The organism is Haladaptatus halobius, from assembly GCF_020618475.1.
Lineage (GTDB): Archaea > Halobacteriota > Halobacteria > Halobacteriales > Haladaptataceae > Haladaptatus > Haladaptatus halobius.
This window is the reverse complement of record NZ_CP085338.1, coordinates 410119-436695: the sequence shown is the minus strand read 5'-3', so window position 1 is coordinate 436695 and position 26577 is coordinate 410119. Positions and strand designations below refer to the sequence as shown.

25 protein-coding genes and 1 pseudogene are annotated in these 26577 nt (G+C 55.4%); 12 read left to right on the top strand and 14 right to left on the bottom strand.

The window, feature by feature from the left end:
* Window positions 1-6 precede the first annotated feature (6 nt).
* Window positions 7-429: a CoA-binding protein gene (locus LIW51_RS29580; protein WP_227379120.1), complete on the top strand. Its 423-nt coding sequence runs from the start codon at window positions 7-9 to the stop codon at window positions 427-429.
* A gap of 403 nt (window positions 430-832) precedes the next feature.
* Here the strand turns inward: LIW51_RS29580 and LIW51_RS29575 are convergent, their stop codons facing one another.
* The 6 genes and pseudogenes from LIW51_RS29575 to LIW51_RS29550 all read right to left on the bottom strand — a co-directional run bounded on the left by LIW51_RS29575 (window position 833) and on the right by LIW51_RS29550 (window position 6712).
* Entirely contained in the window at window positions 833-1432 is a 600-nt protein-coding gene (locus LIW51_RS29575; RefSeq protein ID WP_227379119.1) for an NUDIX hydrolase, read from the bottom strand.
* A 656-nt stretch (window positions 1433-2088) separates the two neighbouring features.
* The gene (locus LIW51_RS29570) at window positions 2089-2754 is read right to left on the bottom strand and encodes a winged helix-turn-helix domain-containing protein (protein WP_227379118.1); all 666 of its coding nucleotides are present in this window, start codon (window positions 2752-2754) and stop codon (window positions 2089-2091) included.
* Between the two features lie 409 nt (window positions 2755-3163).
* Window positions 3164-3492, bottom strand: a pseudogene (locus LIW51_RS29565) (DUF8158 family protein).
* Between the two features lie 554 nt (window positions 3493-4046).
* Window positions 4047-4553 (bottom strand): DUF8154 family protein, encoded by a 507-nt coding sequence (locus tag LIW51_RS29560; RefSeq protein WP_227379117.1) that lies wholly within the window; start codon window positions 4551-4553, stop codon window positions 4047-4049.
* The gene (locus tag LIW51_RS29555) at window positions 4543-5220 is read right to left on the bottom strand and encodes a nucleotidyltransferase domain-containing protein (protein WP_227379116.1); all 678 of its coding nucleotides are present in this window, start codon (window positions 5218-5220) and stop codon (window positions 4543-4545) included. The genes LIW51_RS29560 and LIW51_RS29555 overlap by 11 nt, the downstream gene beginning before the upstream one ends.
* Window positions 5221-5377: 157 nt before the next feature.
* Window positions 5378-6712 carry a hypothetical protein gene (locus tag LIW51_RS29550; protein WP_227379115.1) on the bottom strand — a complete coding sequence of 445 codons (1335 nt, stop codon included), beginning with the start codon at window positions 6710-6712 and terminating at the stop codon, window positions 5378-5380.
* Window positions 6713-7126: 414 nt separating this feature from the next.
* Here LIW51_RS29550 and LIW51_RS29545 point away from each other — a divergent pair, with 414 nt between their 5' ends.
* Both LIW51_RS29545 and LIW51_RS29540 read left to right on the top strand, forming a co-directional pair.
* Window positions 7127-7864 (top strand): hypothetical protein, encoded by a 738-nt coding sequence (locus tag LIW51_RS29545; RefSeq protein WP_227379114.1) that lies wholly within the window; start codon window positions 7127-7129, stop codon window positions 7862-7864.
* Between the two features lie 266 nt (window positions 7865-8130).
* Entirely contained in the window at window positions 8131-8505 is a 375-nt protein-coding gene (locus LIW51_RS29540; protein WP_227379498.1) for a CBS domain-containing protein, read from the top strand.
* Window positions 8506-9116: 611 nt separating this feature from the next.
* Here the strand turns inward: LIW51_RS29540 and LIW51_RS29535 are convergent.
* The 4 genes from LIW51_RS29535 to LIW51_RS29520 form a co-directional block, all read right to left on the bottom strand.
* The gene (locus tag LIW51_RS29535; RefSeq protein ID WP_227379113.1) at window positions 9117-14273 is read right to left on the bottom strand and encodes a TraM recognition domain-containing protein; all 5157 of its coding nucleotides are present in this window, start codon (window positions 14271-14273) and stop codon (window positions 9117-9119) included.
* Between the two features lie 129 nt (window positions 14274-14402).
* Complete coding sequence (locus LIW51_RS29530; RefSeq protein WP_227379112.1) at window positions 14403-16604, bottom strand: VirB4 family type IV secretion system protein; 2202 nt, start codon at window positions 16602-16604, stop codon at window positions 14403-14405.
* 2 nt (window positions 16605-16606) lie between these two features.
* The gene (locus LIW51_RS29525) at window positions 16607-17497 is read right to left on the bottom strand and encodes a TraC-like domain-containing protein (RefSeq protein ID WP_227379111.1); all 891 of its coding nucleotides are present in this window, start codon (window positions 17495-17497) and stop codon (window positions 16607-16609) included.
* A 186-nt stretch (window positions 17498-17683) separates the two neighbouring features.
* Entirely contained in the window at window positions 17684-18076 is a 393-nt protein-coding gene (locus tag LIW51_RS29520; protein ID WP_227379110.1) for a hypothetical protein, read from the bottom strand.
* A gap of 247 nt (window positions 18077-18323) precedes the next feature.
* Between LIW51_RS29520 and LIW51_RS29515 the strand changes: the two genes are divergently transcribed.
* The 3 genes from LIW51_RS29515 to LIW51_RS29510 all read left to right on the top strand — a co-directional run bounded on the left by LIW51_RS29515 (window position 18324) and on the right by LIW51_RS29510 (window position 19818).
* Window positions 18324-18860, top strand: coding sequence for a DUF7342 family protein (locus tag LIW51_RS29515; protein ID WP_227379109.1), 537 nt, complete (start codon window positions 18324-18326; stop codon window positions 18858-18860).
* 5 nt (window positions 18861-18865) lie between these two features.
* Window positions 18866-19288: a toxin-antitoxin system TumE family protein gene (locus tag LIW51_RS40520; protein ID WP_497007407.1), complete on the top strand. Its 423-nt coding sequence runs from the start codon at window positions 18866-18868 to the stop codon at window positions 19286-19288.
* 98 nt (window positions 19289-19386) lie between these two features.
* Window positions 19387-19818: a hypothetical protein gene (locus LIW51_RS29510; RefSeq protein ID WP_227379108.1), complete on the top strand. Its 432-nt coding sequence runs from the start codon at window positions 19387-19389 to the stop codon at window positions 19816-19818.
* Window positions 19819-19961: 143 nt separating this feature from the next.
* On the opposite strand, the gene LIW51_RS29505 is transcribed toward LIW51_RS29510, so the two are convergent.
* Together LIW51_RS29505 and LIW51_RS29500 are read right to left on the bottom strand one after the other, a co-directional pair.
* Window positions 19962-20255: a hypothetical protein gene (locus LIW51_RS29505; RefSeq protein ID WP_227379107.1), complete on the bottom strand. Its 294-nt coding sequence runs from the start codon at window positions 20253-20255 to the stop codon at window positions 19962-19964.
* 244 nt (window positions 20256-20499) lie between these two features.
* Complete coding sequence (locus LIW51_RS29500) at window positions 20500-20667, bottom strand: DUF433 domain-containing protein (protein ID WP_227379106.1); 168 nt, start codon at window positions 20665-20667, stop codon at window positions 20500-20502.
* Window positions 20668-21023: 356 nt separating this feature from the next.
* On the opposite strand from LIW51_RS29500, the gene LIW51_RS29495 reads away from it, so the two are divergent.
* The 5 genes from LIW51_RS29495 to LIW51_RS29475 all read left to right on the top strand — a co-directional run bounded on the left by LIW51_RS29495 (window position 21024) and on the right by LIW51_RS29475 (window position 22917).
* A complete protein-coding gene (locus LIW51_RS29495; protein ID WP_227379105.1) occupies window positions 21024-21575 on the top strand; it encodes a DUF7342 family protein in 552 nt (183 codons plus the stop codon).
* Window positions 21572-22159, top strand: coding sequence for a hypothetical protein (locus tag LIW51_RS29490; protein WP_227379104.1), 588 nt, complete (start codon window positions 21572-21574; stop codon window positions 22157-22159). The genes LIW51_RS29495 and LIW51_RS29490 overlap by 4 nt, the downstream gene beginning before the upstream one ends.
* A gap of 107 nt (window positions 22160-22266) precedes the next feature.
* Entirely contained in the window at window positions 22267-22521 is a 255-nt protein-coding gene (locus tag LIW51_RS29485) for a DUF7342 family protein (protein ID WP_227379103.1), read from the top strand.
* 10 nt (window positions 22522-22531) lie between these two features.
* The gene (locus LIW51_RS29480; protein ID WP_438267445.1) at window positions 22532-22759 is read left to right on the top strand and encodes a DUF7342 family protein; all 228 of its coding nucleotides are present in this window, start codon (window positions 22532-22534) and stop codon (window positions 22757-22759) included.
* Between the two features lie 11 nt (window positions 22760-22770).
* Complete coding sequence (locus tag LIW51_RS29475; RefSeq protein WP_227379101.1) at window positions 22771-22917, top strand: hypothetical protein; 147 nt, start codon at window positions 22771-22773, stop codon at window positions 22915-22917.
* 64 nt (window positions 22918-22981) lie between these two features.
* Here the strand turns inward: LIW51_RS29475 and LIW51_RS29470 are convergent, their stop codons facing one another.
* Both LIW51_RS29470 and LIW51_RS29465 read right to left on the bottom strand, forming a co-directional pair.
* A complete protein-coding gene (locus LIW51_RS29470; RefSeq protein ID WP_227379100.1) occupies window positions 22982-23425 on the bottom strand; it encodes a toxin-antitoxin system TumE family protein in 444 nt (147 codons plus the stop codon).
* Between the two features lie 2 nt (window positions 23426-23427).
* Window positions 23428-23961: a DUF7342 family protein gene (locus LIW51_RS29465; protein WP_227379099.1), complete on the bottom strand. Its 534-nt coding sequence runs from the start codon at window positions 23959-23961 to the stop codon at window positions 23428-23430.
* An 820-nt stretch (window positions 23962-24781) separates the two neighbouring features.
* Between LIW51_RS29465 and LIW51_RS29460 the strand changes: the two genes are divergently transcribed.
* Entirely contained in the window at window positions 24782-26569 is a 1788-nt protein-coding gene (locus tag LIW51_RS29460; protein ID WP_227379098.1) for a S8 family serine peptidase, read from the top strand.
* Window positions 26570-26577: the final 8 nt, after the last annotated feature.

The following is a 26577-nucleotide window of genomic DNA, read 5'->3' as shown; positions in this document are numbered from 1 at the left end:
CTGTGTATGCCAGTTGAGGATAATGACGACCTTCGGCGGATTCTTGGATACGATCGTGTTGCAGTCGTCGGCGCATCAACGTCATACGAGAAAGCAGCACACATCGTGCCGGCATACCTCCAGCGCCACGGGTACGAAATCATCCCCGTCAATCCAAGTGCGGACGAGATTTTTGGTGAGCAAGCATACGACTCACTCGCCGATGTTACGGAGACCATTGATATCGTCGAGATCTTTCGGCCAAGCGAGGAAGTCCCGGAGATTGTAGAGCAGACACTAGCTCGGGATGACGTGAAGGTAATCTGGATGCAGTCCGGGATTCGGAATGACGACGCCGCACGAACTGCGGAAGCGGCCGGTGTGGACGTTGTTCAAGACCATTGTATGAAGGTCGAACATGGCCAGCTTATTCGCCATCCCATGGACTGATCTCGGACCAGTAACTGACGGCACATGAGAGAGTATAGTATCAAGGCGGAGGGGTCTAAAATCGGAACAGGCGTTTACTAGTTACACTCCGAGCAAGATTTAGTGAGGCCAATTACGGAGCAACGTTCGCCCGCTGGATCGATAACCTCGACACCTCATAACAATGCGAGCGATTCACTGCGCCAACGTGACGGCTCGTTTGCGAGGGGTGCGATGGTCGCATTGCCCGCTATCGCCGTTCGAAGACAGTGCGCAACCCCAAGCAGTACAAATGTCGCAAGTGCGGTGGACTACTCCATGTCCAAGAGAGCACCGGCCACTGATCGAATTTCGTTTAAGTAGTTCTCGCGATAACGAGAAGATTTCTCGCGTACCGCCACGTCATGAGTAAGTCTGCACGAATTCATATCGTCTCTCGAGAGTGCTGCCAGACCTCACGTGCCTCGAATACGATCTCTTGAAAATCCCGATGCCAAGTCGGCACATCCTCAATATGCCAATACTGCAGTGCTGAACTCTCTTCTGACCCATGGAGTGTCCCACCCATACGCTCACACAAGTAGACGAGTGCAACGGTCTCATTGACGTGGTGTTCAGTTGCTGGTTGATAATGTGTCCCGACTAACTCCGTAATGCGAACGTCAAGATTCGTCTCCTCTTTCGTTTCACGGATCGCGGCCTGCTCAGGGCCTTCCTCTGGTTCGACAAACCCTCCCGGAATTGACCAGTCACCACTATCAGCCCGTTTCATCAACAGTATATTCCCGTCGTCATCGAAAATCACCGCTCCTGCCGCAATCTTCGGCGTGATATGCCCCACCTCTTCAGCAAACCGCTCACGCACGTCCTCGGGATTCAGTGTGAGCGTTTCACCGTAGTGTTCTGCGACCAGTTCGAGAATACGATTATAGCGGCGTTCGTCGTGGTGATTGTCAGCGTATCGGAGCCCGTTCTGACCGATAATTCGCAGTTCATCAAGGAGCGCGAGGATATTTGGTTTCATGCCACTGTATCTCTTTTCGACGATCTTAATTCACAGTCATCTTCGTGAGAGCATATTTTGTGATATCGGCTATCCACTCCTCACACGGTGCTACGAACGTATAATTTCCGAATGTCTGACCGCTATTCCGTCTGAATCTAGATTACAGGAAACGCCTCGAACTCCTTCATATGCATCTCTTCCTTTCTCGGAACAACTCTCTAACGGCTGTTTCTACATTTTCAATGTGGATCAGAAATAACAAAACTGGCAGTTTCTGACAAACTTCTATCACGCTTGGAATGTATATGAATCTCCCCCCTGGAGAACGCCGATGTTTTCTCTGGCGGTAGTCTAGACAGAGGTAGAGAATCAAGTAGCCACTGATAAGCCGGGGAAGGGACTTACTAGTCGACGGTGTTACTATCTGGTTGATTTCGTGGTCGTGGCTGCGCGCGCAGCAACGCGAGCACGGAGCGGAGGGTGGGGCGGCGGGGCTTGGGTCGGTCCGGCACACACCAAAAAAGAAGACCGCGTTGGCTGACTACGCTTCCCACCACCGGCCGCGATCGGGGAAATGGACAGTGGTCCAGCCGGTCAGCGCCACCGAGACGCGGACTGTTCCAGTTGCTCAAGCACTTCGATGAGTGCCTCGCTTCGTGCTTCTTGACTCATGCTTAGGCCGCCCTCTCGCGGTAGTCTGCCTCAGTGTCCACATCATTGTACATTTGGTCGAGCATATCGAGCGCCGACTCGAAGGTTGCGTAATGTGCACGTGCAAATGCCACAGTCTCTGCGAGCGGGATGACTGGCCGGCCGTCGACCAGTTCCGCGTCGACCTCGGCACGCGGGTCGAGAACGATTTGTAGTGGTCCAGCAACGTCGTCTGCTGGCTGGCGCTCTTGGGCTGTTGGAATACCGAACCGCTCGAAGAACCGTTCCCATTCTTCGAGGTCTTCTTCACGGATGGCAATAAACAAAGGATAGTCCGTTTCGTCGCGAGCAACTTGATAGCCGCCTCGTGTCCACACATAGACGGCGTCAATCGCGGTATATGCAAAGTCCAGCCCCGCAAAATGTGGCAGCATGTATGTCTCTGAGATGGATGGCGGCGAGATAGCTGCTGACGCTGCGAGAAAGGCGAGTCCTGTCTCTCGAACGGTGTCGTCGACGACAGACAATCCCTTCTTATACTGAATGTATCCGGCATTTTCCAGGCGGTTCACGGTACGGCGAATTGTCTCCCGGTTCTCGTCGATCTTTCGTGCGACTCCCGAAATGGAGTCGCCCGGATCGATCGCGAGGAGTATCTTGAGTTCCTTCTCGCCACACTGTTCAAACATTCTATAGTTGCCCATTTGTGTGCAGTAGTAAAGGGTATTACTATTGTTCGAATTGATACTCAGTCGCCGAACGATGCGCGGTCGCTTGTCGACCGCGGGCTAGCCGAACGGCAGCGCCGTGAGGCAGTGAGGGCAGTTCCGAGCACCGAGGGCGCGCAGGAACCGACCGACTAACCCGCTGGCGTGCCGGGAGGGCACGAGCGACGTGGCGGGCGGCAGCGGCGAGCGGGGCGTGCCGTAATCACCACCCCAACCCTTATCAGAGGTGATCTTGTCAGGTGATTTTCTGGTGGATTGAAAAGGGCGAGGCCGTCTCGGTCGTCCCCCGGCCCGCTAGCACCGAGTGAAACGAGGCGCGCAGTGTGGGTCGCGGGATGCCGAGCGGCCAAGGGCTTTCAGGAGGGGCGTTTCAACTGTCTTGCTCTGCGTTCAACTCTCGAAGGAACCAGCCGGCCGTCGTCCCGATCCGCACGCCATCGATGTTGCACATTTCGAGGTCAACCGTGGCTGTGCGAAACGGATAGTGTTCAACGAGAACACGGTGGATGACGACGGGACAGCCTTCGCACCATATCGACCGACAACAGTAGCCATGACCTCGTCGAAATACGCGTCTTGATGGTCATCACGCGGTTTTTGTACTCGCTCAAGTACGAGTGTAGTCACGTCATCGACCGACGCGTGCTCGGGATCGCCAGTGCACTCTCGAACATCGTACAGGGCGTCGGGATTGGGCATGACAGTCATAGATACCACAGCAGGATACCCGCGTCTTCAGGCGCGGGAGGCATGCGTTCGACATCTGTACAACTGCCGTCGGTTGCATGCGACGGTTTCGCCACATAATCGCAAGCCTTAGTAGCGTTGATAACTATTGTCATGGTAGTGCATTGAGTCCAAAACGGACTCTTTGTACGGGTCGCCGTAGGCCGACCCCAAACAGCGGGACGGTGACGGTGTCCCTCCGACCACGCGTGACGTGGCGCGAAACACCCGAGAACACGCTGAATTAAAGCGGTGTGAGCCAGCCCATCCCGTCCGACCGGCGGACGAGACAGTGCCTCTCCATGGGCCAGTGCCTTGCCGGACACAATCCCCGGCGAGAGTACGACGAACGGAATAGAACAATCCCGTCCGTCCGAACGCTGGGCGTGTAGCCCGCCACGTCGGTGCCGAGGGTGTGTCTGAAACCTCATTATAGGGGAATGCCACGCCCTTGAGGGCGTGGTAGCTTACTCGTTCTGGATGCCTCTGGCAGTCCGACAGGAGGATTGGTTCCTCTGAAGTGGCAGTCACCTAGATTTCTGACAACAGACACACTCATGTGTTAGCGACGTGAAATCCAGAATATACTGGTGGACTGCTTCGGCAAGCGACAGCATCGCGTCGGCTTGTTCAGCACTGGCGACCGTCTCACGGTAATACACCTCGGCTCGGTTCTGCTTCCAGAGCTGCATGAGGCGATCAGCAAACGTCTCGCTGAATAGATTCACTTCTCCGGCTTGTTGGTACACTGCCGTGTGTTCGTAGCGCAAGTCTTCACTGGATGCATGTCCTCGCTGGAGGAGATAGAACTGAATACTGCGCTCAACAGCCACAAACGACGCCTCGATCACCACTGTATAATACCCGTTCTGTTCACGGAGTGTTCGCGCTGCTTCGAGGAGCCGACAGGCCTTCCGCAGTTGGACGAGGGCGGCCTCAGACACGTTTAAATCTGATTCGCCTGTTTGCCCGCGTGTTTCCTGGAACGCTGCCTCGGCGTCGATGAGTGCATCGTCGACGTAGCTATCGTCCATTCGTCAGCACCTCCTCTTTGAGCTGCGTGAGTGTATCAGACGCTTTGAGCGTCAAGCCAGTGGCGAAGATCTCGCGCAGTCGATCTCCGTACCGGCGTGCGCTCTCGACGGATTCGGCGAGAACGTGGAATTTGTAGCGGTCACCATCGAAGGCTTCCTCGTTCAACTCTGCCGTAATCTCGTCGGCGGTTTGCTGGGCTGTTGCCTGCTTTCCCTCAACGAGAACAAAACAATCGATATCGCTTCGCCGATCAGCATCGCCACGGGCAACGCTTCCAAAGAGAAGGATTCCACGGATATTGTCGACGCTGTCGGTTAGCCTCGCAATAAGTTCTCTAATTGGGGCGTGAAACTCCTCCTGTGGGATCTGAATGATTGGATCCTCAGGCTTAGTGAGTCGGCTCCGATTGATGCGAACGAGTTTTTTCCGCCCGACGTGCTCGATTTCGACGAATCCAATCGCCTCAAGATCATCGATTGCCGACGAAATGCTTCGGTGGGGGTGGTTCGTTGCTCGACTTAGATCCCGAATCCCGAACGCCGTATAGGGATTGTCGACAAGCAGTGCAAGAATCTCATCAGTCGATTTGTGGCTGAAGAGATCAGTGGAAGGGACAGGAACTGGCAGCGCAAGTGATGCGCCTTTCTGGATAGTTTTACTGCCCATGGATAGAAATACTCACCAATACTTAAATAGACTACGGAAACTGCCTCTGACAGACGATTTCGATGACTGACGAAAACTAGTTACCGGAGGATATTCGAGTTGATTGCCTACTCGACCACTGAGTACCTTACCGGGGCTTAGTGCATTACCGACGAGTTCAGCGATCAGTAACCCATGTTTTTACCCGTTCCCACGGACGATTGCGGTGACTGCTGTGTTGCTCTTCATCCTGCTCGCGTTGTATCAGCTCGTCACGCAGCTCGGCCACCTCGGATTCGAGAGCGGCAATCCGGTCATGCTGTTCTGCAATCGTGGCCTCGCGCTCTTCGATCATCGCTTCTTGTTCGGCCACTCGTTCACGCAGGAGTCGTGCTTCAAGCGCACGCTCCACGTCCCCAGTCGCTGCCATGGACGCATTAGCCACTGCTGACGAGTCTGTGTCGGAGTCTTCAGCGACGTCTGCCGCCTGATACGTCGGAATGGATGCACCACGATCCCGCAGTGCGTCGACCGCCTCCCAAAAGGCGTCGCCACTCGGATAAGAGCGCTCGTCAGTGATGATCCCCTCTTCGAGTGCGACTACTTGGAGTGCATCGAGTCCGATCATACCCTCGCGATAAATCCATCCGGACTCTAATTGCGCGAGCCGGGTTCCACTCTCGGACGTCGTCCACACCGGATCGAGCGATTTACTCCCATCGCCGCGTTCTTCGGTCACCGATGAGCGGAGCCGAATGTCGTTCGGCCTCGTTTGTTTGATCGTGTCGAAGATATCGTCGATCTCGGGCGTCGAATCGATCGTCGCGAGCTCTTCTTTTGATTTTGCGGGCTCGTCAAGCAATGCGTCTGGCGTCCCCTCGACGACTGTTGCGTATTCGTCGACGAGCTGGTCGAGGAACGCCTGACTGAATCGTATCTCAGTTGGCGTCGCGACCAGATGGGTGCCGCTCATGGCGACGTATCGTGCCGAGTCATACACTTCGATCGTGGCGTCAGGAAATGCATCATCGTGTGGCAGTGTGTCTGTGAGTGTCTTCACGCCGTCAGGGAGGTTACCACGACACAGAATGTGCACGCCTGTGCCAGAGGGCGAGACATCAGCGTAGCTACCTGCCAGAGTGAGGTGCTCGCGAACTGTTGAGTGCAATTCCTCGGTGTCCAGATCGCGTACGTCATCGTAGTCGATTAAGACGAACTCTTCCCCGGGATACTCGTCGCGATCACGAATGGTGAATGCGAGCTGGTGCCCCTGGAGTTTCTGCGCCCACGTTTGTGCCGTCTCGAAATCGGTCCAGACGTCTGCATTTTGAGCATTGACGTACTGATCTGATTGCCCCGGATTCTTGTAGGGTGCCCGTGGCACCTTCCGATCGTCGTCGGTGCGCTTCCACGTGAGCCACCGTTCGACGGCTGGCTCACAGCAGTCTGCTGGATACGTTTCGTCCTCGACGACCGGTGCTTTTTGGATAGCAGCCCCCTGCTCGTCGGCCATTGCACTTCACGTACGGATCGATAGACAGGCCAACCACTAAATCATGCCGCTGCTAATCTTGAATATAATCTCTCGTGGCAACGTTGCCGCTCTAAGTAGCCTCCATGCGCACTGATGCTGTCTTCCTTCGTCTCATCTAGTGAATTGTCAGGTATCGATTGATGAGTTCGACTGTCTGTTCGCCTCGCTTCATCTAAAACGAAAGAACTGTTATCCGTCAGAAATGGCGTGATGGGCCTTGTTGAAATCCTCGTGCGATGATAGGTTTTAGGAGTCGTGCTGAATACACGGCGCGTATCTTGCACGTGGTACGGCGCTGCCACTACTGAAATCGGTCGTATCGTGCGTTCGAATCCGTTTGTGCAAGACTGTATCAAAGGATTATCTTCCCTGCCACACATACGTCTGCTATCAATGAAGACAGCTGACGCGGAGCAGATCGGAATCCTCTGTGCTGATGATCAGCCGGTGTTCACTGCCGTCGCCAGCCAACTTCGGGACGCAGGACATACAGTTCGATTCTTCAATCCGCGCTTCGAACTCTCTCCGAATCACATCGACGATCTCGCTCTGCTCGTCAACAAGCAGGTGTTCCCACTCAATCTCCCCGCTCTCAGGTATGCACGGCGAACGGGGATACCCCTGTGGAACAACCTCGTCGCGACGATTGCGTTGAGTTCACGGCTAATCGGGCTACGAGCACTAGAGACGGTCGGGTTTCGTACTCCTCAAATAACCTTCGAGAAACCCGTGTTTGAGTACATCGCAAAGCCCAACTACATCTGGCACGGCGACCCCGAACTGAACGGTGAGGGAGGATTCTATCAAGAGCGGATCCGCACGGAGCCCATCGATTACAAGTACTACGCCGTCAACGATGGAACGCGAGTCCAGACGGCGGCCAAGTGCGTTACCTCGAAGCTCCACGGCCCCAAACGATTCCTGAATCAGGTACGTCCCAAACCGACAATTACGCGACGTCTTCGCCGCCTCGTCAACCGACTCGATCTTCGTGGCGTCGGGATCGACCTTGTCCAAGATGACAAGGACCGGTTCTGGGCCGTAGACGTCAATCTCGCCGCAGGGTACCGGAACAGCAGGTTAGAACCGGCCCTCTATGAGTCGATTCGTGTAAATCTGCCCGACCAGTAATCTGAGAGCTACTTCTTCGACATAGTACCGAGAAGAGGGTTTCTGCTGAATACAAGCTCTGTATTCAGCACGTTGTTTGTATCAGCCATTGAGGGTTTCAACAGAGCCGCATGATGATGACAAAGCACGTATCTCACGATTGCCTTCAGCCGTAGTGGTGCCCTCCGTACGCAGCATACTCGTCGTGAAAAGTCACGGTGGAGAGAACGAGCACAGAGCGAGGGGTCGAAGGAACATGCATAATGTTTGAATCCGTTGGCTATAGTATGGGCTTTGATGACAAGACAACCGTGGAAGACGTGATGTCAACGCCATTAGAGACGATTGCAAAGGATGCGACGGTAATGGAAGCCGCGCAGCGGATGCGAGAGAAGGACATCAGTGCGTTGGTCGTTCCAAACACGCCCCGGGCGATCATTAGCAGTACGGACGTGATCGACGCCGTCGCCGACGGACGCGAGACCTCGGAATTACAGGTGGCCGACATAATGACGACCGGCGTTGAGACCGCCACACCAGATCTCTATATGGAGGAGGTCGCCGCCATGATGACTACCTACGGTATCAAACACCTCCCGGTCGTCGACGACGACTACGTCGGGATGGTCTCTTCGACCGACATCACTGCGCATCTCTCGTAACCAGAACCACGAGAAAACAGGCCGTCCGGTACTTCCCTCCTCTCTAATTTGCACGCGAGAAGAGAACTATCAGTATTATATATGTTCAGACCGTGTGATCCGGAACCCACAGTCCATAGTTGAAAGAGTACTAGCTCGCTCTCTAATATCGACGGTTTCGACGATCACGATCACGTGCGACTTTGTCTCTTTCATTTCGCCCATACCCATACTCTCATCCAACAGTTGGATCTCGTATCATTGCTCGTCGGGTGGAGCCCAAATGGGCGAATTATTCCTCTCTATTTTCTCCCATCAGGCTATCATAACTCTCGTCGGCACGTTCGAATCTGTTTCATCATCGAACTCGGGGTAACCCCCCACTCTTATACAGTGAGTTCGATTGGCTCGACACACCGGATCGTAAGTGAATAATCACATGACTGCGGTACGTCGATCCACTCTCACGACTGGCTCGACAGAACGCCCAGACCTAGGCGATTGGTGAATTGGCTCGACACGGCGCTGACTGGCGATTTCCGTTCCCTGACGGACGCGGCAATTGCGGATGTTGGACCATTGGCTCGACATGGTGCCGTCGGGCGATTTGGTGGGATATCGGCGAAAATTAATTACTCTTCTGAAGATGTCGTGATTTCGAGGATTTCGACGAGTTCTCCGATCCGCTCATCGTCGGTTTCGTCGATGATCTTCTCTGCGATCGTCTCGACAGTCGCGGTTCTCCACACAACTCCGACCCACCATGTATACCGCTTTCCAGATGCGGTTGGGTCACGCACTTCCTTTGATCTGAAGCCCAGATATTTCCTGAGTTCTCTCGACAGATCTGATCGCCGCTCATAGATGGGCGTGGCTTTCTGCGCCTCCACTTTCTGGTAGACATCGAGGACGTGGTCACTTCGCAACTGATCGTCCCGGTCACTTCTATCACTAGCACGCTCGTCAGGAGCAGGCTCATCCAGCAGTTTGGCAAAGTCTGCAACACCTGCTTGCTTTGGGGAGAGGTTGTCCTGATCGGTTGTTCTCGTTTTGGTTCCAACCGACCTAGTGTTCTGTTCACCGTTCATATTGGGGATACCGTGGTCCTCTGCATCGTCATCTGCTGGATCAGATACTGATGCCGTTGCTGGGTGCAATTGGCCAGTTTGGAGTGCGTCAGTGAGTCGCTCGAGTGGCTGTAGTTCCCCATCCAAATAGAGAGCAACATCGGTCTCGGTCGCTGTTCCATCCGCACCGTGAGTAGCCGGTCGATTGGCGTCGCGCACTACCAGAATTGCGTATGTGGTTGGCCCATAGTTGGGGACTGGTAGTTCACGTTCAGGGATGAACGGGTGTTTGACCGCTACCCACTCCTCGTCCACGTCAGCTTTCTTCTCGTATCGATGATGCTGGCCGTGTTCGTGAACCGTGTATTGGTTTGTTCGCAGATCGTACGTGTAGTACGCCGGGAATTGATCAAGTTGTCCTTCGTCAACGACGGCATCGAAGTCGTCAATCGTGGCCACCTCCTCTCCGTCCGGCGCTACCAGCACAGCCGTTCCATCGCGATGCATCCAGGTTGACCGTCCCGAATCGGTTTCATCGGTGATTCGTCGGACGACTGTTTCCCCACCCTCGTGAGCTCCACCATGAAACGTGAGTTTCTGATCAGCGGAGACGTAATATCGGGGCTCGTCTCGTTGCCGGTTGAGTGGATCGACGAGGATATCAGCGAGTCGTTCCGCATGGGCTGTCTTAGCCTGTCCCTCGTCTGGATTCCCAGCAGGCACGGCAAACAGTGCAACAGCATCACGTTCCTGTGCCTTCTTTAGATTCTGAAGCGGTTTTGTCGGATGTCTGAATGTCGACCGTTCGGCTTCGACTGTCAGTTTGACCGTCTCGGTGTCGCCATTCACGGTTCGTTGGAGGCCGCCCACGGCGTCAGGTTGGGCGCTTCCATCCTGTGTGACGAGCTGGATTTCACCCACGCGTTGGAGCGCCTGCTGTACCTGTTTCAGGAGGGCTGTATGCTCGACACTTCCGGCAGTGGCACCCTCTCCCGGATCGTCGAGATCGACAGCGACTTGCTGTCCCTTGGGCGTCAGGCGAACGACAACCCCAGACGTCGCTCCTTCGTCTTGCCCAGTGCCAGCCGTCGTCGATGTCGCCATGTCGGCAGCCAATGCAGTCTCGAAGTATGCTGACTCGTCCATACACGTCGCGATGTCGTCGTTATCAGGGAGCGTCTCGGTTGCTGCGGTCGCCTCGTCAGCATCGACGTCAGTGAGCGCGACATCGATCTGCGTCATGAAGCGGGAGTAGACCTCACTGACAGGCACCCACGGTGGTGTTTCGTCAGTATCGGTGGGCGATGACGGTGTGGCTGACGCATTGGGATCACCCGTTCCATTGCTCTCCTCGACAGGACGGTTCCTTACAGCGTTTGTATTGGCCGCAGGTCTCGCGTCGGCTGCGGCTGCACTATCGACAGCCGCGGCCTGTTGGGCGTGGTGCGTCATGAGCGCAAGAAACGCAGCCAAATTATCTCGAGCCAGCCCGATCGCGTCTGCCACTTCCGGAACGCCCAATTCACGCTGCTCGCGAATCTCCTGTTCGGACTCGCCTGCCGGCAGTCCGTACTCAGCTTGCGTTCGTTCCGTGATGTCGTCTTTTGCCGCTGCAAACTGCTGTCTAAATGCTGGATCCGTGAACGGCCCCTCAGTTGCAGCTGGGTGCCATTCCGGAAGTGGCCCTCGATGAAGTTCGAACACCTGTGGGCGCGTCTTCTCGCCCTGCGGCGGTAAGAGGACTAACCGGTGCGATTCCGGGAGGTCACGCACATGGGCTTGGAACTCGTCGACTTTCCAGCCAGCAGGACAGAGCCGCTTGGCCTGTTCGTCCGAGAGCTCGCTCGGGCCGAGGATCGTCGTCTGGATGTTCGACAGCACGCTCGTGTACGTCCGCTCGCCTCCCCGCTCGCGCATTTGTTCGGGATACTGTACTGCGAAGTTGAGTCCAACATTGTAGTTACGAATCACGTCGAGGAACTCCCCAAGCTGGGGTGTATCAACGAGTTGTGCGGCTTCATCGATGTGGAGATTGACGAGGAAGTCGTCCGATACTTCGCGCTCCAAGAAGTGTTGTTTTGGGCGGAGTTGAAGGTCAAGCAGTGACAACAGTGTGATCGCATACGCCCGCTGGCTGACTGGTGTGAGAGCACTCAAATCGAAGATGAATAGATCATCGGAATCACTTCCCGCAAGGATCGTGTGAAAGCCGAATTGTTCGACCGTATTGTCAAAGAGGGCCGCCAGTCGGAGGTTGTTCGAGAGAGCACGCAACCGTGTCTGCACGCCGCCCATGATATTGGCAGTTGTCCGTTGCTCGAAGGAGAATGGCGTGCTCAGGTTCCGGGCCAATCGTGAATGACTGACGTCGGGGAGACTCGCTTCAGCATCAAAGAAGTCAGTTTCACTCATCACCCTGGTCAGATCCGCTAAATCGCCAGCTTGGGCTTCAAGCTGCCAGAAGCGATAGACCCAGGGCGATTCCTGTTCTCGATGCGGCATCAGGAGTGAGTCATCATCAGGCTGCGACGGATAACAGGTTGGATCAAAGCCGGCCGCAATGAGCGCTCTGAGCGTATCTGCGGCTAAGGGGGCGCGTTCGAACGCTTCAGCCCCCATGAGCGCTTTGACCACTTCCACATACTTGTCTGCCACATCGCTCGCGGCGTCGGCCCAATTGGTCACATCCGCCGCTGAACGTAATTCCCGAATATCGAAGAATGCGAGTCCGGGCTGGACGGTTGGCACACGAAACCAATGGACGTGCTCGCGGAGATGCTCGATGCCCTCCTCGACAGCGACCGCTCGCATGATGTGATCGGCGAGATCCCCACCTGGGCCAGTGATGACAATCGTCGGCCCATCAGTTGCCCGATGATCCTCAACCACATCGTGTGCCATATCAGTGGTCTTGCCACAGTTCGGTAGCCCTTGGCGTAGTCCGTGTGTTTCCAACGTGCTAACCGGAAGTCGGAACGGTTGTTCGAGATCCGGGTCGCCATCAGCCGTCAGCAGGTAGCCGGCGGTACGGCCGATCTTGTCCTGACCGACATATTGGTTCCGGACACTGGTCGGCGGGCGGCGGAGAGGACGGGCGTGGGCTGGCTCGTGCTCGATGGCATCGACGTGTTCTGACGGGAGTGACGCCGTGCTGGGGATGGCCATCCAGGCTGCGAGTTCGTCTGCACTACACACGAGATCTGGCCAGCGCTTCCGGAAATTCACCCGCGTGTGACCGAAAAGCGGCGTCACGACCTGACGGTTACACAACCGCCGAAGTCGCTGTCTGTGGCGTGCTCCACGGACGTACAGCGCGCCAGCGATGCGCTCTTTGAGTGGCGAAGGGGGAGATGTGAGACGATAGTAGTCCTGCTCGAGATGGTCGAACCCGCTCCATATGTTATGAAGGCTGTTCGCGACAGCCGCTCGTGACTGCTTCTCGGTGGGGATAGCGGCGAATCGGATCGTTGCGACAAACGTTGCGGGCGAGTGTTTTTGGTCAAGTTGTTGCAGCCGTTTACGAGCACCTCGTGGGAGATCGGTACGTCGCGGGCGAGATTGCTGGTGATGGGTGCGGTGGTGCCGATTCTCTGTCTCATCAGATTCCGGTCGTGTGAGCAGCTCCTCGAAAATGAAGGTGCTTAGCTGCTGGCCGAGTGTATCCGTGCCCTCTTCGATTCGGCACTGTCGGGCGTCTGCTTGGACGTCCCACGTTCGAAATGACCGAGCCGTCACCTGATAGAGAGCTGGGCTAGCCATCGTATCAAGGTGGTCGATGAGTGGGCCGAGTGGATGCGAACCAGAGTGTCCCGTTGGCGAGGCAGATGTATCGGTGGATCCACCAAGGAGATCAGTCAGTCCGCGGAGACCCATCATCCAGTCCTTCCGGCGTGATGCCTGTGTTTCCAGTCGATACACGATCGGTTCACGTCCGCTGGCGGTTAGCTGTGAGACGAGTGCCTCTGTCGGATCATCACTCTTTCCAGTTTCAGGCGGCGAGTCACCATTGTCAACGTTGGAGATATTCATCTGCCCTGCGCCATCGGTGGCGGGTTGCGGCGACGACGAGTCGATCGGCAGCTCAGGCGGCGACCCAGACGGTGATCCACCCTTCGCTGTCGAACTCTCCACTACAGCCTCGGGCTGTTCCGGGTTGAGTATCTGTGCGGGATGTGTCGAAACACGATCGATATCGAACCCGCACTGCTGATAGGGCAGTGCAGCCGCAAGCCGATCAAGTGAAACCGTTCCGCCAACATAGAATTCGACGCCAGCATTAGCACCGTGGGTCGCCACGAGCAGTTCGAGCACTTCGTCGTTTTCACTGGATCTGTTCAGGCCAGACTCGGTCTTTTGGTGGTGGGTATGCAGTCGTTCAAGAGCGTGAACGAGTGTATTGGGATCGTATTTTGCCGAAGTTGGGCGAATCCGGAGATACTCGCGAGAGTAAGTCTCGTCCAGCTTACCATCATCGGCTGTTCGCCGGCGTCGGACAGCATCGACGAGGAGATCTCGTCCTGTTGTACCCAACCAAATTCCGAGGTGCAAGAAAGTACGACCGAGCCACCGGACGAGGTAAAACCCGAGGAAGAGACCGAGGAGCAGTGTTCCAACTCCGACAGCGATGAGGATCGTTGTATTATCAGACGATTGCAGCCCCCAGCGGACGAGTTGGTCAACCAGTGTTTGGAGTGTCGTTCGAACAGACGCAAGACTACCCATGAGACGGCCACCCTCTGTGATGGATGGATTCAGTCGGAGCAGTGTGTTGCATACCCCAACCACTGCACCCCAGTCTGCACACAGTCATTCTGGCCTTGATCTGAGCGGAAAGAAGAGGTTCGGTCATAGTTACGACCTCGCCTCCTCAAGTAACGTTGCTGGGACGTCGTAGTCGTCGATCCGCCCTTGTTCATCGAGATACTGCACATCGCGCGTGTCGAGCACATTCTGTTCGATGAGGTACTCCCAAGGGTCAAGGTCTTCATCAAGGACATGGACGGCAAATTCGTCGACATGCAATTGGATGCGCTTCTTCCAGTCGTTGACGAGCAACAAGCTCTCCGAGTGAGTACCATCTTCACCCGTCTGCGCGGAGGCGATGAACCGCTGTTCGCTATGGGTGAGATCGTGGGCGGCGATCATCTCCTTGCTCACGGACTCGTGCCGGAAAATCTGCTTGATATTGCAGAGATTGTAGATCTCGCGAGCTTTCTCGAGTGCGTCCGTAGACTGCTCAGTGGACTCAACGAGGAACTCATCCACCGTTTGGGAGATGAGCGTCAGTCCCGTGTTGAAGTGGCGACTATGCCGGATGAACAGATCGATTAGATTCGTTGTCGCGCCCCGGCGCAAGAGGTAGTGGGCTTCATCGATTGTCACCTGCGTCCGGCGATCGCTGCTTTGAGCACGCTGGTAGATCCAGTCGAACATCACGTGCATAAACAGCGGCGCTTGCCCTGTGTCCGAGAACATCGACATATCGATGGTCACGAGCCGATTGTCGAGTTCGACGTTCGTCCGCCCGTTCAGATTCGCGTTCTCACCGCCCTCTCGGAAGGCTTCGAGTCCAAGCAGTAATTGATAGGCGAGCCGTTCATCCGTCTCTCGAAACCGATCGGCGATATCCTCGACTTTTGGAGCAACTCGTCGTTTGTCGACGCCCTCGTGATAGTCGATGAACTCGGATGGGTTGCCGCCATCAGCGATGCGCTCAAGGATGTTGATGATATCCTGGATAATCGGGCACGTATTCTCGTGAGTCGCTGGATCCTCGGTGATGCCGTACTGATAGTACGCAAGCAGGATGGCACGCCGGAGAATTCCTTCTTGCTCATTCGTGAGTGACTGCCTATCTCCGGCAGCAAAGTGGAGGCGGAACAACTCCATCACTGACCGATACTTCTTGAGGAAGGGATCTTCGACGACGTCGTCGATCCCACGACGAATTTCGAGTGGGTTGATCGTGTTCTCGCCACCGAAGCGGATCACTTGCCCACCGAGATCTTCGGTGAAATCCACGAAATCAGCGAGTGGATCCAGGACGAGCAGCTCGATTTCTGGATCCATCATCATCCGATGAAACATCTCGTACTTCTCGGCGAACGTCTTCCCAGATCCCATTTCACCAGCAATCACCTTCGAATACGAGGAGAATCGGTAGCGATCCAGAAGGACTGGGGTATGCGTCCCGTCGAATCCGTAGTAGACGCCATCGTCATCGGCCAGTGCTGGCTCAATGAACGGGAACATGGTTGCGACAGCCGTCTCCTGCATGAGTTGGGTGGCTTTGATCGGATCGCTTCCCAGCGGTGCGAGAGCGTCCTGTGACTCGACCTGCCGTTTTTCGAGTGGGACAGCTTCTGTATTGGCCTTCGCAATGATCTCTAAGGCACGGTCAGTCGCCTCGTTCAATTCTTGTTTCGAATCGGCGATGATCTCGAAGTAGATGGCAAAACTGAACAACTTCGTTTCTCCTTGGATGATATCCCAGATGAGATCGGAGACGGCCTCGTGATCGGATTCAAGTTCGTGCGTATCGCTCTGGTTTTTCTCGTCTTTCCGATAGAGACGGGCGCGGAGTTGTGTGAGCCGCTTCCGGAGTTTCCGCAAAATCGCATGGGAATCACGTGGTCGGATGTGCTGTGTCACCCGAATATTGTCGTGAGTCGTATAGAGGTCATCAAGCCATCCAAGCGGAACGCGTTCTGGATAGCCGTGGATCGTCATGGTGCGCACATACTGGCCACCACGCACCATGTATCCCGACTCTAAGAGTTCCGAATGCTCGGTGATTTCATGCGGGGCGATGATATCCCGATCAGCCAGTGACCGTTCCGTCTCGTCTTGGAGAACGCCGAGGCGGATTTCACCGTCTTCAGCATCTTCGAGTTCGAGGAGATGTTGTGCCTGTTCGTGGATGTTTTCCTTGGCGAGCTCGTCGCCATTCGCTTCGAGGATGGCAGTCGCCCGGTCAAAGACCTCATCGTTAATCTCATCGAGTCCGGGATCACTCTCGAGGCCGGGAATGAGTGATCGGAGGCGAGAGCCCATCCTTAGATCACTCCTTCGGAAAATGTCGCATGATCAAAGCGGTCGAACTCTGGTTTCACGTGGTTGTAGTAGTGATACAGGAGTTCCATCGTCTCCTGGCGAGTGCTGACCAGCTCCGTCGTCACGTCTGTCCGCCCGAGCTTATCGATGACGCGCCGCTGGCGATTGTGCACTTCCCGGATACACAGCTCGGTCTCTGCCTTCTCGTGGTTCTTGACCCACGGGAGGCGTTCGAGGACGGCTGCTCCAGCACGTCCAACTATTGGAAGGGTACTCAGCTGATTGAGGACACTCCCGGTATCAAGGTTTGTCGTGACTTGTGCAGCAGTGACACGGATGACGATGTAGTAGTCCCGGGCTTTGATTCCAGAGCCGTCGATATTGTCCTGTGCCCATTGAATGTAATAGCGCCGTCCATACTGCAGGATCGGGGATTGTCCCCGTGCAGCGACGCTCGTCCCGCCACGAATGAACTTGTTATAGTGTTCACCGAGATCGAACTCCCGGGGATAACACGGGATAGCGATCGTCCAGTCAAGCGCCATGAGGAATGAAATGTAGTCACTCATGACCTGCCGACGCTGGTCATAGTTGAGCGTCAACCAGTTCCGTGGCTTGACTTTCACGAGGCCGATATAGTCCTCACCGTCAACCGCGATGCCATCATCACGAACGTAGTCAAAGCCAAGTTGCGCCTGTGTTGTCGTTTTCTTGTTTAGCTTGTCTTCGAGTTGGAATTGGTCACGAGCTCGCGCTTCTTCCCGAGCCGTCGGAAGATCCGAGTCAATGTCCCCAAGGGCGCCATCAACTGCCCGGAGGACATCAAGATCTGATTCTGGCTGTTCCTCCTCAGCATCAAATGCTTGATCAGCCATCCCCAGCGCTGTGCTCACGCTGGGGTTCTCAGCGTCCGTTGACTGCGGGGCGGATGACTGACTTTTCGTGGCTGTGGTGGCTGGTGCGTCTTTTTCTGACGTGGGTTCGGCTGCCTCAGTCTCATCTTCTGCGTTGTCTTGAGTGACTGACTGTGCAGGAGTAGCTGTGGGGGAATCGGTAGCAGGCGGTGGTGAATCCATGGTTCATTCCTGGGTGAAGTCGTGGTCGTCTTCTGCTTCGATCGTTTCGATGTCAAGGCCGGCGTGGCGAACACCGACCTCGTCTTGGATGCGCGTGGTTTCCGTGGCGGGGCGTGTTCGCCGATTTCGGTAGGTCGTGGTGCCAAAGTAGTAGTGAGCACAGGCTCGCGCGTAGCTCAGCGGCCGTTGTGCGGCAGGCGTGATGAGGAGAATCACAACGCCGAGACCGAGCGCAATGCCAGTAGCGATGAGAAAGAGATCGCCACTCGCACCGAGACTCTGGGCGATCCCAAGTCCAAGAAATGGAAGGACGAGTGCTTCGCCAATGTCGCGGGCAGTCAGACCGAAGATGAGCTTCGTATTGATGATCTGGCCGGCGATTGGGAACGTTTCCATTTATGGTTATCTTTTGCCTATAACTAGTTAATAATTACTCCTCGTGTCGGTTTTTGTTTTAGTTTTCACCAACACTAAGGTATTATTCTACCCACGGCATGGTTCCAGGAGTCAAGGCATACTAATGATATGAATCCGACGTGACTGACTTACTCACGAGTATTCGTCGACCTCGTTCGGCAGCAGTCTAGATCAGTATATTCTTCTATGGGTCAAATATATACTCTTCGGGCACGAAGGATCACTTATGTCCAATCCCGGTCATCCAGATGATACAGATGCCGTTGAGAAGGAGCGGCAGCGATGGGATCATGGTTCCTCGACGCGTGATCGTGTCTACGACACAGCCATCCAATTGTACGAACCAGCAACCGTTGACGACGTTGCGAGCCGTGCTCACTGTTCGGAGGGAGCTGCACGAGAACACCTTGAATGGTTGAGCGCCCGCGGGATTGTCGAACCAATTGATGGGCGGCCGAAGCGATACCAAAGAAACCATGCCTACTTCGAGTGGATTCGTGCAAACGAGCTTCGCCGTGAGCACACCGACGCTGAACTCGAAACCAAGCTTTCCACCCTCGTTGCAGAAGAGCAAGCGTATCGTGAGCAGTACGGTGTTGCTGACCCAGGACAGGTTGACGCACTTGCGGAAGCAGACTATGATTCGCTTGAGACGGTTTGGGAAGACATCGGTGACTGGAAAACGATCCGCCGTGAGCTTCGGATCATCGAACGTGCGCGGAAAGATCGCGACACACTCAGTGGTGCCGGAATCGTCGGATAACACGAATGGACGAAACTGACACAGGTCCGCTTGATGAGGACGTTTTGCGGGCGATTCGGGGCCGATTACTGCAGGACGATCGCTTCGAACACGTCAGGTTTGAACCGCCTTCAAGTCGAGTTCGGAACCTTGGTGCAGAATATGATCGATCACTCTTTCCCGATCGTATTCAGGGTGCTCGACTCGACATCCGGTGGTATATTGGCGGTGATTTTTCCATCCATTATTGTGAAGAGTGGCGAAACGGAACACAATGGGAGTGCCGATGGGACTGGCATCCAAAACCTGTCAGACTAACGCACTTTCACCCACCACCGAATGCAGGACAGGCGACAGCAGTAGACTTTCCGAGGGACTATCGCGATGCCCTCTCAATTGTGCTTGTATATGTCGCTGAACGGATCGAAACCCTCTGGAATTTGCACTAACAACGTACCATGAGCAGAAAACTCATGTCTCCATTGTCTAAGTGGGCCAGAGACTGGTACGCGAAGTGTTATTGACGGCAACTTCGAAGCTATCATGTATGGTCGTGTTTCCGGTTCGTGAGTATACGAGCTACGATGAGTTTGTTCGTGAATGGTGTGCTGAGGCTCTTGCCGACGAAGAGTGTTCATTGACGGAGGCGCGTGACCGCGGATTGATTGATGAACAAGCGACGCAGTTGCGGTGGCAATTGCTCGGCGAACTCAACCCGGATGAACTGCTCCTCACGATCCCGAAATGGCTTGCAGAAGAGAAAGTTGGGTTCACCGAGGGTGGAACCCCAACGGAGTTTGTCGGTCGAATCGGAGATGAAACAGAGAAAGCGATTTTGTTTATCGATTCTGCACCAGCCAAGCCGCTCATGAAACGCGCCCATCGCATCCACACGCTCGAAACAAATCTCAATGAGCAGAACACGGATACGCCTGATGTCGAGCAACGGGCGTGGTTGCAAGATCGACTCACCGAGTAACGCAACCAGTATGCCACAGACCGAGAAACGACAGGGCTTGTTGATGAGTGGCTCCCTATCTCACAAATCATCCAAGCAGTTCGCCGTTCAGATCCCTGATTCGAGTTCTTCGGGTTTCTCTTATTCCCGGCGCTAAACCGTCATCAGGCACTGTGTGACTCAAGACTCTCGAACACCTTCTTTCCCTTTCGTGTTGCGAGCTCCGATAGTGGTGCAACGCGATACGCGAGTTCGGTTCGTTGCTGCTCATCGGACGGTGAGTTGTCACGAAGAATCGCGACCAACATTCCATCTTGTGAGCGCAACAGAATTCCATCCTCTGTGACTGACGACCGCAAGCCCTTCAATGTTTGCTGGACGAGTTCTTGCGCTTCCTCTGGCCCAATTGTGAGTTGCACTGTGTCAAATTCTGGCCGATCTTGCGTCGCTGCTGTCATGCTTCGTGTCCACCAGGATAGGCGTCTGTAAACCCATCTCGCACATAAACTTGTGGCCGCGCGTTCTCCCCTGTCCAAGTCCTTTCAGTGCTCGCTCAAAGATGCAGCTTACATCTCATCCAGCCGGATCTTCGCTGCGGCAGTCACCGAACTGATTTCTTCGGATTGAGTGAGTTTGGACGCGCTCAAACGCGATATTGTTTTCTCGTCTCAGATCACGTATCTCATCGACGTGTGAGTAGTATCACAGTGCTTCAAACACCTCCGCAAGTGCGAGATCAAGCTGATCAGCGACATACACAGGAGACTGGCTAGTGTCAATCACTCTGGCTACGATGGGACGAACGCCAATGCGAGTTCCCTCGATTCGGGGTTCGCCGCCGAGTACGTCATCGTCGCGAGTGATCGCCATGGTTCTAACTACGTAGTAAAGTTGTTTATACCTTGGCAGCTTCACTTGCTTGCATTAAATAGCAAATCCAATATAGCGCTGTTTAGTTATGGTAATCCTGTTGAATTGAGGAGTGTAAACGGTGATCGAGGGGTGAATCAACAGCAAACTCCCGTAGCTCATTTTCGCACTCCTCTATGTTTCTCGATCTACTTTGCAATTGACGGCTGTTCATCCAAAAGAGAGCCTCTTAGGGTTCTATTTTCTCATTCCGGCGCGTATCTAGACAGTTTCAGTCTGAGCGAAACACCATGACCAATGACGTAGATTATTTTATCTGCGGAAAGATTATTACTCGTGAGTTCAAAGAAGTGAGTATGACCGAACCACCGTCTGACGGAGAAAACAGCCAAGAGCCGGCGTCTGTCGAGCGGTGGAAGGAGCACACGACTGGCTTCGATCGAGTGCGGTCGGTTGCGTTTGCACTGCAGGAACCGCGGACAGCAGGCTGGATCGCAGACGAAGCATACGTCTCTGAGCCTACCACACGCGACCATCTTGCCCGCCTCGTCGATCTCGGAATTCTCGTCACCAACGATACGAGTGGCGGGCGAACGTACTACCCCGATCCGATTTATTCGCGGCTGACGGCACTCCGAGAGCTCGTGGATGCGAATACAGCGGCCGAACTCGCTGAACAAGCTGCTGAGATACAGCGCGACATCGAGGCGTGGAAAGACGAGTACGGAGTGAGTGATTCGTCTAGCCTCCGAGCAACAGTTGCTGGTGAGGATCTCTCAGCTGACGAGGCCCGCACTCGCCTTCGCCGAGCAGATGATTGGGCATCCGCGAAGTATCACCTTTCCCTGCTTCGAGATGCGATCGACCACTACGACACCTACACTGCTCGTCCCTCTGCCTCTGCATGACTGAGTCTGAGTCGTTTGAATGGCCGGTTCTGTCGACGTCCCGTAGATCCGGATGCAACACGGAAGCGAGGGAATCGCCACTGGAGCCTCGTCCGGATGGTGGGTCACGTACTGAAAACGAGTCGGCCGAGAAGCGCCATCGCATCCTGCGAGTGCTGCGAGAACAACTCGCCCGCCACCCAGCAACCACGAACGCACACGGTATTCCAGACGGGTTTTATGCCGAAGTTCAGGCCGAGGTTGATCCCGAGTACTTCGAACGCGACGCTGACCAAGCGACGTTGCGGGTGACATGGCAGCCGAATCCGGCATTTCCACCTGGGACTGGGTTGGAAGACCGCAAACGGACGTCGCTGACCGCCAACTTTGCCTTCCATTACAGTGAATCTTCGGGGTTTGACTGGGGGTGGCATCTCGAACCGAACCCGCACGTCAGTGGCCATCTCCACGCTCAAGAACGAGAGACGCCAGATGAAAACTACGCATATTATGAGTTCACGCTTAACGCGACCTCGGCAGTCGGCGTGCTCTGGGAAGTGCTCGACGCGCTCGAAGCTCGTCTGCGAGAGAAGGAGAGATCGTAGAAGAGACCTTCTTGATTAGCAGTGAACGCAGATATCTGAACTTCTGATAAAATTATTGCACTCAACGATCAAGAGAGGAGTATGACTGACGCACTGAGAACCGACGTGTGGAGAGAAAATCGAGTGCGTTCGACCGTGTCTGCTCGCTCGCCGTGACGCTCTCGCAACCACGAACCGCCGACTGGATCGCCGATCAAGCCCTGGTCGCTGGAAATACTGCTCGCGACCATCTTCAGCGACTCGTCGAGATGAATGTTCTCCAGACCGTTTGGGGTGAGCAGGCAACGCTCTATCAGCCTGACCCACTCTACACGCGGATGCGAGCACTCCGTGACTTAGCTAGACGACCGCGACCGCGATGACCTCATTGAGTTGCGTGCTGACCTTCAAGAGCAGATTGAATCATGGCAAAATGAATACGCTGTTGAGTCGTCGGACGAGCTCCGTGAGATGGCTGCACAGGTAGAGACAGCTGCGGAGACATGTGAGTTGCGGCGGGTAGCGAATGACTGGGATATTGTTCAGTACCGACTGCGCCTTATCGAGGATGCGATCGAACACTACTCGGATTACTCTGGCACGGCGTCGGCACCTGCCTGACGTGATCTCCAATGTTTGTTACTGACGGTGGATACCAAAAGCGTGAGGCGCCTGCTGAGGAGTATACGTACGAGACAGTATCAGTTGCGAGTGAGCATCCTGTGCGGGTGCTGTGGGAGATTCTTGACCGGTTAGAGACGATACTCCAGCGTCGGTAAGTTCGGCCATCTCCAGTTTGTTAGCCCATACTGGCAATCTGTCGCCTGCTTTCGGTCGTCATTTTCATCTCTTGTCTTGTTCTGCCCAAATGATTCCAAGGCGAGTCTCCACCCATGGCAGGACAACCGTCTGAAGAAGAGCAGTCACATCAACTGGGAAGTCTCGATCTTCAGCGTCAGTCGTGCTCGCGGTCGGAAACGGGTGGAAATGATCACGTGCATTGTGGTCTTGGTCATGTCGATCCCACCGGCAGTGCCGGATCTCCCCCGCGTAGATTTCGATATACGAGACATGGAACTCGCCGTTTGTATAGACGCGCAGTTCGAATCGGACATCGTCGATGGCGTCAGGATAATACTCGTCATTGAGATGAATGAGCAGCGTCTCCTGCTTATTCACGGGGAACAGCGGTGTGCTGCGTACCTCGTCCAGCCCAGCAAGTACTTGAGCAAGATAGCGGAGTATCTCCTCGTCAATCGTCCGTGTTACAACACCCTCATCGGCCACGGTTAGGCGGCCTCCGACTCTGAATCGGCCGCCCGTTGTCGCCGCACATCGTCAAGGCGTCTGATTCGACGACGTACGGTTTCCCACTCGCTGAGTTCCATCCATACCTCTTCAACCTGGTCGTAGTCAGCGTGGTCGAGTGCATCGACATCACCTGGTCGCTCAGCGTCGTACCGCTCTCTGAGTGTCTGTTCACGACTTGTCAACTCCTCGAGCCTGTCTTGGAGCTGACTCGGCGAGAGCTGTTCAAGGCGGCTTCGCTTCCGCCACTCGAAGTAGGACTCGTTCCGCCGGTACGTTGCGGGATTTTCAGCGACGCGTTCGAGGACGCCAATATCAATGAGCCGTTCGAGGTGGCGTCGAGCGGTATCAGGCGCACAGTCAGCCCGCTCTGCGATTGTAGCCACTCGCGCCGGCTCATAGAGTTGGAGGGCGATTCGGTAGACGCGCTCGTCGGCCGGCTCTGAGGCCAAATTCGTCTCGAACTCGCTAGTGATCTCGAACTCAGTTGGCGGGCCGTCGTCCGGCGTGGGCATAGCTAGCTGTTGGAACTATTGACTAATATATTTTCCTCCCACCGATCTATTTCGCTAGCCAAATCGCTGGAGTGGAACACCTTGATCAACCAGTATTATTTAAGTGACATCCTCCCCGCCGTCAACGACGGGGCTTCCTACGCCCGATTGCGCTGGTTTGGGAACTTACGTTTACGACCCGACGCGCCGATGGGAGTGCCACGCCCCCGGTACTCCTATCCTGTACAGGACTCGGAGTTACGTGGTTGTTTCATGTCGGTTGGGTGTCCGAAGGCTTACTTATTTGGTAAGGCAAACACCAAGTCAACTGCCAATTTACGGACTGTCAAATCCGATGGGGTACCATCGAATCGACACCGAGAGATACGCAGTGTGGGCACTCAAATCTTCCGATTTCAGTGTTTGAACCCAAAGACGGCGTTGACGAGACGCGAAGCGTCTCGTTCGCACACCAGAACTCGGAGAGTTCTGGGGACGCTGTATCCCCGCCCTGAAGGGCGAGGTTTAAGCGCCTGCAATCTCCATAAACTGAACCAGCTTCTATCGAGACAATATCGAAATTTAACCAATACAGGAAACATTATTCGGGTCAGGCAGCTCGTGGAATTTTCCTACATATACTTAGATTATTTATTTTCCAGTCCACACTGGCGATTTGTTTCCCAACCAGAAGATGAGGTTCAAGCGCCTGCAATAGACATAACTGCTACTTTCGCTGGGCGCTGTTCCAACGGTAGTGAGTGGAAAACATGATTACTGTTCAATTGAGTTGAATCTCAATCATAATTATTATCATGGTTGATGACCGATGGATCAAGCTATGGGACAACAAACCATGTTCGACCGGCGTGACTTTCTGAAGACGACTGGTACAGCGGGAGCAGCTACCGTGCTGCCGCTCAGCGGAATGGCGGTTGCTACTGGCACGAACGAGACTATCGACGATTCGTTCAACTTGAGCGTGAGCGGGCTGAAGGAGGCGCTGGTCGTGTTCACCTCGAATGAGCAGGTCGATCGGCTTCGTCACCTCGACCTTGAAAGCGGCTACCACAAATTCGAGGTGCTCCCCATCGGCTACACGGAACTGACGAGCGACCAGATTCGCACCATCGCAGACTGGCCAGAGGTACGGTACGTTCAGAAGAACGTCGAACTGGAGTACTACAACGACGACGCTCGGGAGGCAACGCAGGCCGGATCGGTGCAGTCGAACCTCGGCTATACCGGTTCCAGCGTCCACTCAGTTGTTATCGACAGCGGCGTCGATGGTGACCACCCTGACCTCGAAGACGACCTCGTCGCCAACTGGCGGTACGTCAACCCACTTTCTAGCAGAGAGGACACCACCTGGAAGGAGGTCGGCAGCCTCGACAGCGACGACAATGGCCACGGTACCCACTGCTCGGGATCAATCACCGGCTCCGGAAAGAAGAGCGACGGGCAGTATCGAGGTATGGCTCCGGACGCCGACCTCACGGTTTATTCGGCGGGGCTGACCCTGCTCATCGTCAAACCCGTCGCCGCCTACGATCATCTGCTCGCGCGCCAGCAGGCGGGCGAGACTGACGTGTCGGTCGTCAGCAATTCCTGGGGCGGCGGCGATGGGACGGACTTCAACCCGGACGACGCTGTCAACGTCGCTACGTGGACGGCCTACAACCAGGGCATCCTCCCCGTGTTCGCGGCAAGCAACAGCGGCCCCGACACAAATACGCTCAACCAGTACGCGACCGCACCCCACGTTCTGGGCGTCGCCGCGACGAAGGACGCTAAGTCAGTCACGGACTTCTCCTCGCGTGGTCGAACGCCGAGCTACGACGGTCCGAACAACTACGACCGCAAGAAGGCGTTGCGGAACTTAGAGGAGTACTATGCGGCGAACAGGACCGAAACCGAGGTCGATTCCGGTTCGTACTCCGGCACAGTGACGGCCGCCGCCAGCGAGTATCACCGGTGGGACGCGCCAAAGAAAGCGGGCTACGTCGCGGCGACACTGTCGTGGACGCCGAGCGCGGAGGACATCGACTTCTACCTTCACGAAGGGAGCGAGGACGGGAGAGTGGTCGCCAGCGGCGCGACGCTGAACGAACCCGAAACCATCGCGGCCGCTATCGACGGTGGGACGACCTACTACTTCGAGGTTCGACCGTTCGCCGACGCGGCGGCGGACTATACCGTCGATTTCACGGCCTACGAAGGTATCAAGCGCAACGTGACACCGACAGGAATCTACCGCCCGGGCGTCGCTGCGCCGGGTAACTACGTGATGAGTACGCTCGCACCAGAAGACCCGCTACAGGCCTACGCCGCCGGCACCGAGCACCAAGACACCGAGGAGTACTACGGCACGATCAGCGGTACGTCGATGTCCTGTCCGGTCACGGCGGGCGTCGCCACCCTCGTCGTTGACGCATATCAGCAGAATTTCGGTGAATCCCCCGACCCTATCGACGTGCTGAACACCATCGAAACGGAGGCTAAGGTCGTCCACGACAGCTACACGGCGTGGAACGTCGGCGCAGGCTTCGTCGACGCCTACGACGCCGTGAAGCGGGCCGAGTCAGATGACTGGGCCACTTTCGGCACCGTGAAACTAGCCGATTATTGAGCTCAGTA